The organism is Kaustia mangrovi (assembly GCF_015482775.1).
GTDB classification, from domain to species: Bacteria; Pseudomonadota; Alphaproteobacteria; order Rhizobiales; family Im1; genus Kaustia; species Kaustia mangrovi.
On the sequence record NZ_CP058214.1, the window covers coordinates 3,444,791 to 3,458,689 of the forward strand.

Here is a 13,899-nt window from a genome sequence, read left to right on the forward strand (position 1 = left end):
CGGGCGCCGGTCGTCCGGCCCCCATCCGGGGGATGATATCGATGAGCGTTGAAGGCAAGCCCCAACCGAGCTTTGTCGGCGAGTCTGCGACCAGCCTGAGCGACCGGGCCTATGAGCGCCTGCTGGACATGATCGTCCAGCGCGAGTTGCCCGCCGATACGGTGCTTCAGGAACGCCCGCTGGCGGAGTTTCTCAAGATCTCCCGCACGCCGCTGCGCCAGGCGCTCAACCGGCTGGAGAGCGAGGGGCTTCTGGAGCGTTCGCCGGGTCGGGCGCTCGTGGTGAAGAAGATCTCGCCGCGCGAGCTGATCGAGGCGCTCCATGTGCGCATGCTGCTCGAGGTCGAGGCGATCTCGCTCGCCATCGGGCGGATCCCGGCAGAGGCGATCGATGCCGTGGAGGCCGATATCAGGAGTCTCCTGGAGCGGCCCAATGCGAGCGGGGCGGAGGACTGGGAGGTCGACAGCGCCTTCCACGGGCTGATCGCCAGGGCGAGCGGCAACCGCGTGCTTGCTGAGATGATCGAGGCGCTGCGCCTGCGCACCCACATGTTCAATGTCGACCGTGTTCCCGAGCGCTTTGTCATCGGGCACGAGGAGCATCTGGCGATGCTCGACGCGCTGCGCCGCGGCGACGAGCAGGCCGCGCGCTCAGGGATGCAATCCCATATCGCCAATGTGAAGGCGAGCATCCTGCAGAAGCTCGGCGAGGTCTGAGTGCCAGGGGGAGTGGGCCCGTGCCCGGACAATCGGATAGGATGGGCCGGACCTGCGATTCCACCGGGTCCGACGCCCCGAGACCACCCGCAAACACGTTCTGGAGAAGCCGATGACGGATGTGATACGCGACACGATCGACCGGATTCTGACGCGGGTGAACGCCATTGGCGCGGGCGGGCCGGGCTTCACGCGCCCCTCCTACAGCCCGCTTGAAACCGAGGCCCACGGGGTGATCGAGGAGGAGGCCGGCGCGCTCGGCCTTGGCGTCACGCGCGATGCCGGCAGCAACCTGTTCGCGCGCCTGCCGGGGCGCGACCGGTCCGCGCCGCCGCTCTATATCGGATCCCATCTCGACACCGTGCCCATGGGCGGCGCCTATGATGGCGTGGCGGGCGTCGCCGCCGCGATGGCGCTCGTCGCCCATTTCGTGGAGCGCGGGGAAACGCCGCCTTGCGATATCGTGGCAACCGTCACGCGCGCGGAGGAGAGCGTCTGGTTCCCGGTCTCCTATATCGGCTCGCGTGCGGCGCTGTCGCGCCTGACGGCGGAGGAGATGGAGGCGCGCCGCGCCGATACGGGCCGCACGCTCGCCGACCACATGCGCGAGGAGGGCGGCGACCCCGACCGTGTGCTGGCCGGCCCCGGCCTGCCGGCGGCGACATTCCTGGAGCTCCATATCGAGCAGGGTCCGCTGCTCGACACCGCGCATGAGCCCTTCGCGCTGATCGAGGGGGTGCGCGGGGGCCTGCGCTACCGCTTCGCGGCCATCGAGGGCGTGTGGGCTCATTCTGGTGGCGCACCACGCCATCTGCGCTCCGATGCCGTCTTCGCGCTCGCCGACATGATTTCGGCGCTCGACCGCGACTGGGCGGAGATGCTGGAGGCCGGTCACGACCTCGCCGTCACCGTCGGGCGGGTGGACGCGGCCACCGACGAGCACGCCTTCGCCAAGGTGCCCGGCCGCGTCGGGTTCTGCCTCGACATGCGCAGCATCGACCCCGCCGTGCTCGACGAGATGGACCGCCGCCTCGGCCGGATCGTCTCGCGCATCGAGGAGGCGCGCGGCGTGACGTTCCGCCTTGGCCCATCGTCCAGAAGCACGCCGTCAGCCCTGTCGAAGACGCTCGCCGACCGGCTGGAGGAGGCCGCGGGGCCCCTTGGCTTCTCGCCGCGGCGCATGGTGTCCGGCGGCGGGCACGACGCGGCTGCCTTCGCCGCTGCGGGCTGGACATCGGGCATGGTCTTCATCCGGAACTGGGATGGCAGCCACAATCCCGACGAGGGGATGGACCCCGCCGACCTCGCCGACGCCGTGCGCTGCGTGGCCGCCGCCTGGGCCGACGCACAGGCCCGGCCCGCATAGGCCGAAAGATCAAAGCAACCGTCCGCCGTCAGGCCTATTTGCTGTTCTGCGCCCCAACCCGTCTCGTCCGCCATGCCTGGGCTCGACCCGGATATCCATGACGGACCGCTGCCTTGCCTTCTTGCCGACGGAACTGGCAAGCGGCATTTGCTATCCGTCATCCCCGCGGAAGCGGGGATCCATATCTTTGACGCTGCTTATGGATTCCCGCTTTCGCGGGAATGACGAAGGGAGGTGGGAATGACGAAGAGGGGCGTCAGACTTAAGGGTTGGCGCCAGACGCAAGGGTTGGCGACGGACGCCTGCGCCGGCGGCGACGTCGTTAGGCAATAAGCGCCGGAACGGTGCCGGAGTTTATTACCGAGATGCGGACACGCCTGAATTCATCGGGCCCTAATAGCCCCGGGCGATGTCGACCATAGGCGGGATAGTGCCATCCACCCTGTAGGCGGAGATGTTCTCCGCGACGATGCGGGCGGCGGAGCGCTTGTCGGTCGGTGCGGAGATATGGGGCAGGACGGTCACGGACGGGTGGTCCCAGAGCGGGGAGTCCGCTGGCAGGGGCTCGGTGTCGAAGACGTCGAGGACGGCGTGATCGAGATGGCCCGAATCGAGTGCGGCGATCAGGTCGCCGGTCGCCACGATGGGCCCCCGGGCGAAATTGACGAGCGATGCGCCCTCGCGCATCTGCCCGAACCGCGCGGCGTCGAGAAGGCCTCGCGTCCCTTCCGTCAGCGGCAGCAGGCAGACGAGGATATCGGCCGCCGCCAGAACGGTCTTGAGCCCGTCCTCGCCCGCATGGCAGGCAACGCCGTCTATGGATTTCGGCCGGCGGCTCCAGCCCGCGACCCGGAAGCCGGCCTCGCCGAGCCGCAGTGCCGCGGCCTGCCCGAGCGCACCGAGCCCCAGGAGCGCCACCGTCATCTCCTCCGCGCGGCGATAGGGCCGCTGTTTCCAGAGATGGGCGCGCTGCTGGCGCGCATAGGCGGGCATGTCGCGGAAGAGGTAGAGCGTCCAGGCGAGAACGGCTTCCGCCATCTTGTCGGCGAGCGCCGGGTCGACAAGGCGGACGATGGGCACCGGCCGGTCGGCGAGCTCGGCGACGAGCCGTTCCACGCCCGCCCAGACGCTCTGGATCCAGCGGCAGTTCGGCAACAGCGCGATGTCGGCCGGGTCCGGATTGGCGACGATGGCGATCTCACACCGCTCGCGCTCCTCCGGCGTCATGGACCGGACGCTCGTCACCGTCTCGTCGAGCAGGGCGGCGTTGAGCGCGTCGGCCCAGGCGTCCTCCTCTTCCGGGGACAGCCGGGTGACAAGGGCAATCGGGCAAGCCATCTCCACGCCGCCTCAGGCCGTCGCCGGCGCCGAAGTGCGGAAGGGCGCGATCCCGATGCCGGCGCGCTCCAGTTCCTCGCGCAGCTTGCGCGCGACCGCGACCGCGGCGGGATTGTCGCCATGGATGCACAGCGTGTCCGCCTTGACCGGAAGCTTCCTGCCGCCGGTGGTGGGGATATGGCCGTCGAGGATCATGTGAAGCACCTGGGCGAGGCTCTGGTCGGGATCGTGGATCACCGCGCCAGCCTCCTTGCGCGGCGTGAGCCGGCCCTCGTCGGTATAGGTGCGGTCGGCATAGATCTCGCTGGCGACATGGAGGCCGGCCTCCTCGGCGGCATGCATGGTCTGCGAATAGGGCAGGGTGACGAAGGTGAGCGTCGGGTCGACCGCGATGACCGCGTCGACGCAGATCCGCGCGAGCTCCGCGTCCTCCGCGGCCATGTTGCCGAGCGCGCCATGGGTCTTCACATGAGTGAGGCGCGCACCGGCCGCCTCCGTGAGCGCCTTGACCGCGCCGATCTGGTAGATGAGCTGGGCCTTCAGCGCTTCCGGCGTCTCGCCCGCAATGCGCCGACGTCCGAAACCGTAGAGGTCCATGAAGGAGGGATGGGCCCCGACCGACACGCCGTTCTCACGCGCCTGGAGCACGGTGCGGTGGATCACCTCCGGATCGCCGCCGTGGAAGCCGCAGGCGATGTTGGCGGATGTGATGAGTTCCAGCATCGCCGCATCGTCGCCGATGGTGTAGGCGCCGAAGCTCTCGCCCATGTCGCAGTTCAGATCGATGGTCTTGGTCATTTTATCCGTGCTGCATGTTCGGTGTGGTTTGGGTGTTGCGCCGCTGCCGGCAATAGGATAGCACGCTGATATCCCGGCGGTATACCGGATGTGTATCGCTGTTTCCATCGCGATCCCGCCTCCCGGACCGCATCGCCAAGCCATGAACGGAGCATGAGAGATGACAAGGACCGTGTATCTGAACGGGCAGTGGCTGCCCGAGGGCGAGGCGCATGTGTCGGCGTTCGATCGCGGCTTCCTGTTCGCCGATGCGATCTACGAGGTGGTGGCGGTCGTCGGCGGCAGGCTCGTCGACTACGAGGCGCATGCCGCCCGCCTGCGCCGCTCGCTGTGCGAGCTCGGCATGGCCTGTCCGTTCGATGAGGCATCCTTGCTGGCGCTTCACAGGGACATCGTCTCCCGCAACGGTGTCGAGGAGGGGTTGATCTATCTCCAGATCAGCCGCGGTGCGGCCGACCGGACCTTCGTCATCCCGAAGGACACCGAGCCCACCGTGCTCCTGTTCACCCAGAAGAAGGCGGTGCTGGAGAACCCGCAGGCGGCGGCCGGCATCTCGGTCGTCACGCTGCCGGATCTTAGATGGGCGCGCCGCGATATCAAGACGGTGCAGCTCCTTTATCCCTCGCTGGCCGCCAGCGAGGCCGCCGCGAAGGGCGCCGACGACGCCTGGCTCGTCGAGGACGGCCTGGTGACCGAGGCGAGTTCGGCCACCGCCCATATCGTGCTTGGCGGCCGCATCGTCACGAGGCCGCTCGGCACGGAGATCCTCCACGGCGTGACGCGCGCCTCGGTGCTCGATCTCGCCCGGATGGACGGCATCGGCGTCGAGGAACGGCCCTTCACGGTGGAGGAGGCATGCTCGGCGGAGGAGGCCTTCATCACCTCCGCCACGAGCTTCGTCGTGCCCGTCGTCGCCATAGACGGCACCCCGGTCGGCACGGGCAAGCCCGGCCCCGTCGCCAGGCGGCTGCGCGAGATCTACATGGCCGACCGGCTGGCCGGCGCCATATAGACAGGACAGGACCTTCGGGAGCGGTGCCCGCCCCCATGCCCGGTCCGTCCGGCCTCAGGCCTCGACCTCCAGGGCGGTGAGGGGGCGCGAGCAGCAGGCAAGGATGAGGCCGTCGGCGATCTCGTGGTCGAGAATGCCGCCATTGTGGCTCATCTCCACATCGCCGGAGCACTTCACCTTGCAGGTCCCGCAAAGTCCGAGCTCGCAGGCTGCCGGAATGCGCACGCCGGCGGCGCGGGCGGCCTGCAGCACCGTCTGGCCGGGCACGCTCTCCGTCTCCGTGTCGGACAGGGTGAAGCGGATCGCCACGGCCTCGCCGTCGGGGCTCGCATCCCCGGCAAGCTCAGCCGCCGCCGCGCTGGTCTCGATGGCCTCCGCGAGGCTTTCCTCTGGCGGCGTGCCGAAGCTTTCCTGATGATAGGCGGGCATGTCGAAGCCCGCCGCCTTCAGCATCTCGCGCACGGCGCGCATGAACGGCTCCGGTCCGCAGCAGAAGACCTCGCGCTCGTGGAAGTCCGGCACCAGGAGCGGCAGCCTGACCGCATCGATCCGGCCGCGCTGGCCGAAGCCGCCGTCCCGGCTCGACCGGTTCTCGACCAGAAAGTCGAGCGACAGGCCCGGCATCCGGTTGCCCAGAAGGTCGAGCTCCTTGCGGAATATGATGTCCTCCGGCGTGCGCGCGCAATTGACGAAGGCGACATCGGTCCACGGCGCACAGTCATTGAGCCAGCGCAGCATGGACATCATCGGCGTGACGCCCGAGCCCGCCGACAGAAACAGATACTTTGCCGCGGGATACTCGTGCAGCGAGAACGACCCTGCCGGCCCGTAGGCCTTGATGTGGCCGCCAGGCCGGAGGTTGTCGAACATCCAGCGCGTGCCGAGGCTCGCCGCCTGCGCCTTCGCCGTCACGGAGATCGTGAAGGGCCGCGACGGGCTGGAGGAGAGCGTATAGGTCCGGTGGACGGGCTCCTCGTCCACGGGTAGCTCGAGCGTGATGAACTGGCCCGGCCGGTAGCGGAACCAGGTCTGGTTGTCGGAGCGGAAGGTGAAGGTCCGCACCTCCGGCGCCTCCTCCACCACGCCGACGCATTCGAGCACCTGGAGCGTGTCGTCCCAGGGCGTCATCTCGTCGAGATGCTTGTAGAGGGAGTCCTCTTGCGCTGCGGTCATCGTGCCTCTCCCCCACCTCAGGCGACGCCGAGCAGCGCCGGCGCCTCGGTCTCCGCCAGCCGTGGCTCGACGAAGCGGCAATACCAGTCCACGAACTGCATGACGCCACCCTCGTGAACCGGCGAATAGGGGCCGGGCTCATAGGCCGGCGAGGCGATGCCGGCGGCGTTCTCCTCCACGATCCGGCGGTCCTGGTCGTTCGTCTCCGTCCAGACATGGGTGAGCTCGGCCAGGTCGTAATCGACGCCCTCGACGGCATCCTTGTGGACGAGCCATTTGGTCGTGACCGCCGTCTCCGTGGCGCTGACCGGGAGCACGCGGAAGGTCACGGCGTGATCGCCGAGCACATGGTTCCAGGTGGTGGGGTAGTGATAGAGGAGCAGCGAGCCGATGCGGTCGGCCTCCACCGCGTCGCTCAGCCGGCGGCGGACAGCCGGCCGGCCGCTCATCGTGTAGCTGACCGCGTCTCTGAGAAGTGGCACGCGGATCATGCGGTACTGGCCGCCTCTATCGATGCGGAAGGCGCTCGCCAGCCCGGCCGCCTCGCAATGGGCCCAGTGGGCGGCCATCTCGGGATCCTCGCCCGACATCTCCACGCCCGAATTGGTCGGCGCTTCGGGGAAGGTCTTGCAGAGCTCCGGGTGGTTGCCCGCGCAGTGATAGCACTCCCGGTTGTTCTCCCAGACGAGCTTCCAGTTGGCCTTCTCCACGATGGTGCTCTCGAAGGCGACCTTGGCCTCGGCAAGCCTGTGCGGGGCGAAATAGGGCGCCATGGCCGCGCGCACGGGCGCGAAATCGGCGGGCTCGTCGGCGAGGCAGACGAAGATGTAGCCGCACACCGCCTCGCAGGCGACGGGCTTGAGCCCATAGCGGCCCATATCGAAATCCGGGCCCATCTGGCGCGCGAAGACCAGGCGGCCGTCGAGGTCGTAGGTCCATTGGTGATAGGGGCAGACGAGCTTGGCGGAGGTTCCCTTCGCGGCGGTGCACACACGCGAGCCGCGGTGCCGGCAGGAATTGTGGAAGGCGCGGATCTCGCCGGCGGTGTCGCGCACCACGACGACCGGATGGTCGCCGATCTGGACGGTGAAATAGCTGCCGGTGCGAGGCAACTCGCAATCGTGGCCGACGAACAGCCAGTCGCGATACCAGATGAGATCCAGATCGAGCCGGAAGTAATCCGGATCGGTATAGAAGGGCCGGTCGAGGCTGAAGCCCGGTTGCCGGTTGCGGAGCCGGCGAAGCATGTCTGCGCGCACGTCCATGTCCAGTCCTCGTTCTGTCCCAGGGACTGAGCTGGTGGTGATGGAGGAGGACACGGACTTCGCCTGCCGGGCCCGGAGACTTGTCCCGACGGATCCGACCGAAGCGATCCCCTCCTGACCGCCCACCGCGATCAGTCGGTTGCACACCGCCCAAGGCTGGTTTCCGGGCTCAGGAGCGTGTCCCTTGGGGGACTGGCGCGGCACCTTCCCGGACACCGGGTTCGGGTCCAGTGGCTTTTCGCCGCGATTGACGCTCCACTACCGTTGCGGGGGCAGCGCCGGGTTTCGACCGGCTTCCCAATTCTCCGCCACCTCCCTCCGTGGCGGCACCTCGAGCATGGCCATCAGACCATCGCTCGCGTGCGCCAGCGAGTGCGAAAGCGACACGCCGCATTCGATGGGCGACACGGGCGATTTTCCATGTGCCGAGCGGTCGCCGGGCGGCTCGACGAACACAAGAAAAATGGCCGATCCCCATGTCGGGGACCGGCCGTAAACCGATGTTTCCGCTTTCGTTTCGTCCGCGGGGGAAGGCGCGGCAGATCGGCCTGCCCCCGCGGTTTTCGACCCCCGGTCGCGGGCCTTACTCGCCCGGCTGCGAGGCGGGCGCCTCGCGCAGCGGCTGCTTGGCCTCGTGCGTCTCCATGAAGTGGCGGTCGGCCACGGGACGCACCAGGATGTTGCACACCAGCCCCACCAGCAGCAGGCCGGCCATGGTGAACATGGTCGTGTTGTAGAGGCTCGGTGTCGGGTCGATCGTGCCCTCCGGGGCGATCGCCATCAGCTTGGAGATGGTGACCGTGTTGGCGGCGATGAGCTGGTCGAGGTTCTGGATCGTCGCCCCGAAGGTCTCCTGGAACCGCGCCGGGTCGACCTTGGCGGCGAGATCGTGCAGGGCCTGGGCGCGCGAACTCTCCCTGAGCGAGGTGATCGCCAGGGGGCCGAGCACGCCCGCCGTGCTCCAGGCGGTCAAAAGCCGGCCATGGATGCCGCCGACATATTTCGTCCCGAAGATATCGGCGAGATAGGCCGGAATGGTCGCGAACCCGCCGCCATACATGGTGAAGATGATCATGGTGGCGGCATAGAAGAGCACGAGCCACATCACCGCCGGGTCGGCGTTCACGGCCTGGGCGGTGAAGGGGATGGACATGTAGAGCACGAAGCCGAGCACGAAGAACGCGTAATAGGTGTTCTTCCGGCCGATATAGTCGGACATGCTCGCCCAGAAGAACCGGCCGCACATGTTGAACACCGAGATCATCAGCACATAGGTCGCCGCGAAGGCGCCGTTGACGATCGTCGGCAGCGTGGTGCCGAAGATCTCGATCATCATGGTCTTGGCGACGCCGATCACGCCGATGCCGGCGGTCACGTTCATGCACAGCACCATCCAGAGCAGGTAGAATTGCGGCGTCTTGAGCGCCTGGTCGATATGGACGTTGTTCTGCGTGATCATGCGTTTGGCTGCGGCATCCTCCGCCGGCGGCGTCCAGCCTGCCGGCAGCCAGCCCTCGCGCGGCACGCGATAGGAGAAGGCGGCGACCATCATGACCGCGAAGTAGACGATGCCGAGCGTGAGGAAGGTCTCCATCGCGCCGGTCGAGCCGGTGCCGACCACATAGACGCCCTCAGGCCCCGGAACCGGCATCTGGGCGACCTCGTTGGCGCCCACCACGACGACCTCCTTCATGGCGCCGGCCGCCCTCCGTGACGAGCTGGACCTGGTCTACCGTGCCGAGATATTCCGGGGCGCGGTAGAACAGGCCGAGCAGCCATTCCTTGAGCGGCGCGGCGATCATCGCGCCGCCGCCGAAGCCCATGATGGCCATGCCGGTCGCCATGCCGCGCCGGTCCGGGAACCACCGGATCAGCGTGCTGACCGGCGAGACATAGCCGAGCCCCAGCCCGCAGCCGCCGAGCACGCCATAGCCCAGATAGATGAGCCAGAGCTGATGGGTGGCGATGCCGACGGCGGAGATGATGAAGCCGCCGCCCCACAGGAGTGCGGCGACCGCGCCGACCATGCGCGGGCCGACCTCTTCCAGCCACTTGCCGGCAAACGCCGCGGCAAGGCCCAGGAACACGATGGCGACGGAAAAGATCCAGACGACGGAGCTCAGGGACCAGTCGCCGGGAGCGCTGGCGACGACGCCGAGCTCGCGGGTCAGCGGCGGGTTGAAGATACTCCAGGCATAGACCGATCCGATACACAGATGGATCGCGATGGAGGCCGGTGGCACCTTCCATCGATTGAAGCCCTCAGGGGCTACGATATGCTCCTTCTTCAGCGCGTCGAACATCAGGGGTTTCCTCCGTTTGCTTCTGATGCTGGTATCCTGCTCCGTCCGAAGGCGGCGGCTTGCGGATCTGCTCCGCCGCTCTCACGACGACGTCGCGCAGGCCCTCGCCACCGTCCGCGAGGTGGTCGAAGAGCTGCCGGCGCATGCGCGGTTCCCAGAAGCTGTTGATGTGGCCGGCGATGCCCGCTTCCGCCTCTTCGGGCGGATAGGAGGCGAAGAAATCCGCGATCTGGTTGGCCATGCGCACGATCTTTTCATGAGACATCGGCCGTAACCTCCGCAGCGATCCGGTGGGGATGGGTGAAGATCTCGAACCCGTCGTCGCGGGCGATGGCGCACAGCGTGATGCCGGCAGCCTCGGCGGTCCTGAGCGCGAGCGCGGTCGGCGCGGAGACGGCGACGATGACAGGCGCGCCGATGACGGCCGCCTTCTGCACCATCTCCACCGACACGCGGCTGGTGAGCAGCAACAAGCCGTCGCCGGCTTCCGTGCCTTGCCGGGCAAGGGCGCCGGCGAGCTTGTCGAGGGCGTTATGGCGGCCGACATCCTCGCGCAGCTCGACGAGCCCCGTCTCGCGCGACCACAGGCCGGCGCCGTGCACCGCACGGGTCTCCCGGTGGAGAGCCTGTGCCATGGGCAGGGCCGCGAGCGCGGTGGCGATGTCGCGCGGCGCGAAGCGGCATTGCGAGGCGACCCGGCGGGCGGGCCGCATGACGTCCTCCAGCATCTCCAGCCCGCACAGCCCGCAGCCCGTCGGCCCGGCCATGCGCCGCCGGCGCTCGATGAGCGGGGCGGCCCGGTCCGCGGTGAGCCAGATCTGCAGGTCGATGCCGTCCGGCGTCTCCACGACGTCGAGGCTCTCGATGTCGCCGGGCTTCTCGATGATGCCTTCGCTCAGGCCGAAGCCCACGGCAAAGTCGGCGAAGTCGGCGGGCGTGGCCATCATCACCGCATGGGTTCCGCCATTGAAGCTCAGGGCGACGGCCGTCTCCTCCGGCACGGCACGGCGTCCGCGCCCGGCGATGCCGCCGCGAATGGAAAGCCGCTCGGCATGATGGACGGGCCCCACGGTCACCGCCGCTACTCCGCCGCATCCATGGCGGATGCGATCTGCCGGCTGCGGCGCGAGAAGGCGTCGTACTCCTCCTGCCACGGCGTCGGGCCGTTGGAGGGAGAGACCTGGACGGCTGTGACCTTGTATTCGGGGCAGTTGGTCGCCCAGTCCGAATAGTCCGTCGTCACCACATTGGCCTGCGTCGCGGGGTGGTGGAAGGTCGTGTAGACGACGCCTGGCGCGACGCGTTCGGTGATGAGCGCGCGCAGCGTCGTCTCGCCGGACCGGCTCTGGAGCCTCACCCAGTCGCCGTCGCGCACGCCGCGCTGCTCGGCATCGTGGGGGTGAATCTCCAGCCTGTCCTCCTCATGCCAGACCACATTCGCGGTGCGCCGCGTCTGGGCGCCGACATTGTACTGGCTGAGAATGCGGCCCGTGGTCAGGAGCAGCGGGAAGCGCGGACCGGTCTTCTCGTCGGTCGCGACATATTCGGTGATCATGAACCTGCCCTCGCCGCGTACGAAGCGGTCGACATGCATCACCGGAGTGCCCTCCGGGGCGGCCTCGTTGCAGGGCCACTGCACCGAACCCAGCGCGTCGAGCGTCTCGTAGGAAACGCCCGCGAAGGTCGGCGTCAGCCGGGCGATCTCGTCCATGATCTCGCCGGGATGGGCATAGTCCATGGCAAAGCCCATGGCGTTGGCGAGCGCCATGGTGATCTCCCAGTCGGCATAGCCCGAGCGCGAGCGCATCACCTTGCGCACCCGCTGGATGCGCCGTTCCGCATTGGTGAAGGTGCCGTCCTTCTCCAGGAAGGTGGAGCCCGGCAGGAAGACATGGGCGTAATTGGCGGTCTCGTTCAGGAACAGGTCCTGGACGACGACGCATTCCATGGCCCGAAGACCGGCGGCGACATGGTGCGTGTTGGGATCGGACTGCAGGATGTCCTCGCCCTGGATGTAGATGCCCCTGAAGCTGCCCTCGACCGCCGCGTCGAGCATGTTGTTGATGCGCAGGCCCGGCTCGCTGTCCAGCTCGGCGCCCCACAGCGTCTCGAACATGGTGCGCGTCGCGTCGTCGCCGACATGGCGGTAGCCGGAGAATTCGTGCGGGAACGAGCCCATGTCGCAGGAGCCCTGCACGTTGTTCTGGCCGCGCAAGGGGTTCACGCCCACGCCCGGCCGGCCGAGATTGCCGGTCGCCATGGCGAGGTTGGCGATGGCCATGACGGTGGTCGAGCCCTGGCTGTGCTCGGTGACGCCGAGGCCGTAATAGATCGCCGCATTGCCGCCGTTGGCATAGAGCCGGGCCGCCTCGCGGACGGTCTCCGCCGGCACGCCGGTCATGGGCTGGACGGCCTCCGGGCTGTTGCGCTCCTCGCTCACGAAGGCGGCCCAGTGCTCGAAAGCCTCCCGGTCGCAGCGCTCGCGCACGAACGCCTCGTCGACGAGGCCCTCGGTCACGATCACATGGGCGAGCGCGTTGAGGACCGCGACATTGGTGCCGGGCCTGAGCGGCAGGTGGCAGGCGGCCTCCACATGGGGCGTGCGCACCAGATCGATCCGGCGCGGATCGACGACGATCAGCTTCGCCCCCTCGCGCAGGCGTTTCTTGAGCCTGGAGCCGAAGACGGGGTGGCCGTCCGTCGGATTCGCGCCGATGACCACGACCACATCCGCCTGCTCCACGGAATCGAAGTCCTGGGTGCCGGCGGAGGTGCCGAAGGTGGTCTTGAGCCCGTAGCCCGTGGGCGAGTGGCAAACCCGCGCGCAGGTATCGACATTGTTGTTGCCGAACCCGCCGCGCACGAGCTTCTGGACGAGGAAGGTCTCCTCGTTGGTGCAGCGCGAGGAGGTGATGCCCCGACGGCGCCGCGCCCGTAAGTGTGCTGTATGCGACGGAATTCCGTGGTGACATAGCGGATCGCCTCTTCCCAGGAGACCTCGCGCCACGGCTCCTCGATACTGTCGCGTACCATGGGCGTCGTGATGCGCTCCTTGTGGGTGGTGTAGCCCCAGGCGAAACGGCCCTTCACACAGGAATGGCCGCGATTGGCCTTGCCGTCCTTGTAGGGGACCATGCGCACGACCTCCTCGCCGCGCATCTCCGCCTTGAAGGTGCACCCCACGCCGCAATAGGCGCAGGTGGTGACGACGGAATGCTCCGGCTGGCCGATCTCGATCAGCGACTTCTCCGACAGTGTCGCCGTCGGGCAGGCCTGGACGCAGGCGCCGCAGGAGACGCATTCCGACGACAGGAACGGCTCGTCCATGCCGGCGGCGACCCGCGAGCCGAAGCCGCGCCCGTCGATCGTCAGCGCGAATGTGCCCTGGACCTCCTCGCAGGCACGCACGCAACGCGAGCAGACGATGCACTTGGACGGGTCGTAGGTGAAATAGGGGTTCGACTGGTCCTTCTCGTCGCCGAGATGGTTCTCGCCCTCATAGCCGTAGCGCACGTCGCGCAGGCCCACCGCGCCGGCCATGTCCTGCAGTTCGCAGTCGCCATTGGCCGCGCAGGTCAGGCAGTCCAGCGGGTGATCGGAGATATAGAGCTCCATCACCCCACGGCGGAGTTTCTTCAGACGCTGCGACTGGGTGGTCACCGCCATGCCCTCGGCGACCGGCGTCGTGCATGAGGCGGGCGTGCCGCGCCGGCCCTCGATCTCGACAAGGCACATGCGGCACGAGCCGAAGGGCTCCAGCATGTCGGTCGCGCACAGCTTGGGGATCTCCGTGCCGGCCTCCATGGCCGCGCGCATCACCGAGGTGCCCTCCGGCACCGTGACCGCGACGCCGTCGATGGTGACGGTGACCGTCTTCGCAGAGGGCGATGCCGGGGTGCCGTAGTCGGTTTCGGTCACGAGTGTCATG

The 13,899-nt window shown here is 68.0% G+C and carries 10 protein-coding genes, 2 pseudogenes and 1 riboswitch; of the genes and pseudogenes, 3 read left to right on the forward strand and 9 right to left on the reverse strand.

Annotation, left to right across the window (positions count from 1 at the left end; genetic code table 11):
* The first annotated feature begins 41 nt into the window (after positions 1-41).
* Positions 42-716: a GntR family transcriptional regulator gene (locus tag HW532_RS16160; protein ID WP_213161448.1), complete on the forward strand. Its 675-nt coding sequence runs from the start codon at positions 42-44 to the stop codon at positions 714-716.
* Positions 717-828: 112 nt separating this feature from the next.
* Positions 829-2,082, forward strand: a complete 1,254-nt coding sequence (locus HW532_RS16165) for a hydantoinase/carbamoylase family amidase (RefSeq protein WP_213161449.1) — start codon at positions 829-831, stop codon at positions 2,080-2,082.
* 393 nt (positions 2,083-2,475) lie between these two features.
* On the opposite strand, the gene HW532_RS16170 is transcribed toward HW532_RS16165, so the two are convergent.
* Together HW532_RS16170 and HW532_RS16175 are read right to left on the reverse strand one after the other, a co-directional pair.
* A complete protein-coding gene (locus tag HW532_RS16170) occupies positions 2,476-3,420 on the reverse strand; it encodes a 2-hydroxyacid dehydrogenase (RefSeq protein WP_213161450.1) in 945 nt (314 codons plus the stop codon).
* Between the two features lie 12 nt (positions 3,421-3,432).
* Entirely contained in the window at positions 3,433-4,218 is a 786-nt protein-coding gene (locus tag HW532_RS16175; protein ID WP_213161451.1) for a LamB/YcsF family protein, read from the reverse strand.
* Between the two features lie 160 nt (positions 4,219-4,378).
* Between HW532_RS16175 and HW532_RS16180 the strand changes: the two genes are divergently transcribed.
* Positions 4,379-5,230, forward strand: a complete 852-nt coding sequence (locus tag HW532_RS16180; protein ID WP_213161452.1) for a D-amino-acid transaminase — start codon at positions 4,379-4,381, stop codon at positions 5,228-5,230.
* A gap of 54 nt (positions 5,231-5,284) precedes the next feature.
* On the opposite strand, the gene HW532_RS16185 is transcribed toward HW532_RS16180, so the two are convergent.
* The 7 genes and pseudogenes from HW532_RS16185 to fdhF all read right to left on the reverse strand — a co-directional run bounded on the left by HW532_RS16185 (position 5,285) and on the right by fdhF (position 13,898).
* Entirely contained in the window at positions 5,285-6,403 is a 1,119-nt protein-coding gene (locus HW532_RS16185) for an FAD-binding oxidoreductase (RefSeq protein ID WP_213161453.1), read from the reverse strand.
* A gap of 17 nt (positions 6,404-6,420) precedes the next feature.
* Positions 6,421-7,668, reverse strand: a complete 1,248-nt coding sequence (locus tag HW532_RS16190; protein ID WP_213161454.1) for an aromatic ring-hydroxylating oxygenase subunit alpha — start codon at positions 7,666-7,668, stop codon at positions 6,421-6,423.
* A gap of 137 nt (positions 7,669-7,805) precedes the next feature.
* Positions 7,806-8,017, reverse strand: a riboswitch (cobalamin riboswitch).
* A gap of 234 nt (positions 8,018-8,251) precedes the next feature.
* Positions 8,252-9,361: an MFS transporter gene (locus tag HW532_RS22545; protein ID WP_213161455.1), complete on the reverse strand. Its 1,110-nt coding sequence runs from the start codon at positions 9,359-9,361 to the stop codon at positions 8,252-8,254.
* A gap of 33 nt (positions 9,362-9,394) precedes the next feature.
* A pseudogene (locus tag HW532_RS22550) lies at positions 9,395-9,971 on the reverse strand (MFS transporter); the annotation flags it as partial.
* Positions 9,931-10,236, reverse strand: coding sequence for a formate dehydrogenase subunit delta (locus HW532_RS16205; protein ID WP_213161457.1), 306 nt, complete (start codon positions 10,234-10,236; stop codon positions 9,931-9,933). The pseudogene HW532_RS22550 and the gene HW532_RS16205, both read right to left, overlap by 41 nt.
* Positions 10,226-11,047: a formate dehydrogenase accessory sulfurtransferase FdhD gene (gene fdhD / locus HW532_RS16210; RefSeq protein ID WP_425491886.1), complete on the reverse strand. Its 822-nt coding sequence runs from the start codon at positions 11,045-11,047 to the stop codon at positions 10,226-10,228. The genes HW532_RS16205 and fdhD overlap by 11 nt, the downstream gene beginning before the upstream one ends.
* 5 nt (positions 11,048-11,052) lie before the next feature.
* A pseudogene (gene fdhF / locus HW532_RS16215) lies at positions 11,053-13,898 on the reverse strand (formate dehydrogenase subunit alpha).
* Position 13,899: the final 1 nt, after the last annotated feature.

Bases quoted from the DNA above. Each gene is read 5' to 3' on its own strand.
- HW532_RS16185 (WP_213161453.1), bottom strand. From the start codon at position 6,403: ATGACCGCAGCGCAAGAGGACTCCCTCTACAAGCATCTCGACGAGATG.
- HW532_RS16180 (WP_213161452.1), top strand. From the start codon at position 4,379: ATGACAAGGACCGTGTATCTGAACGGGCAGTGGCTGCCCGAGGGCGAG.
- HW532_RS16170 (WP_213161450.1), bottom strand. From the start codon at position 3,420: ATGGCTTGCCCGATTGCCCTTGTCACCCGGCTGTCCCCGGAAGAGGAG.
- HW532_RS16175 (WP_213161451.1), bottom strand. From the start codon at position 4,218: ATGACCAAGACCATCGATCTGAACTGCGACATGGGCGAGAGCTTCGGC.
- HW532_RS16160 (WP_213161448.1), top strand. From the start codon at position 42: ATGAGCGTTGAAGGCAAGCCCCAACCGAGCTTTGTCGGCGAGTCTGCG.
- HW532_RS16165 (WP_213161449.1), top strand. From the start codon at position 829: ATGACGGATGTGATACGCGACACGATCGACCGGATTCTGACGCGGGTG.
- HW532_RS16205 (WP_213161457.1), bottom strand. From the start codon at position 10,236: ATGTCTCATGAAAAGATCGTGCGCATGGCCAACCAGATCGCGGATTTC.
- HW532_RS16190 (WP_213161454.1), bottom strand. From the start codon at position 7,668: ATGGACGTGCGCGCAGACATGCTTCGCCGGCTCCGCAACCGGCAACCG.
- HW532_RS22545 (WP_213161455.1), bottom strand. From the start codon at position 9,361: ATGAAGGAGGTCGTCGTGGTGGGCGCCAACGAGGTCGCCCAGATGCCG.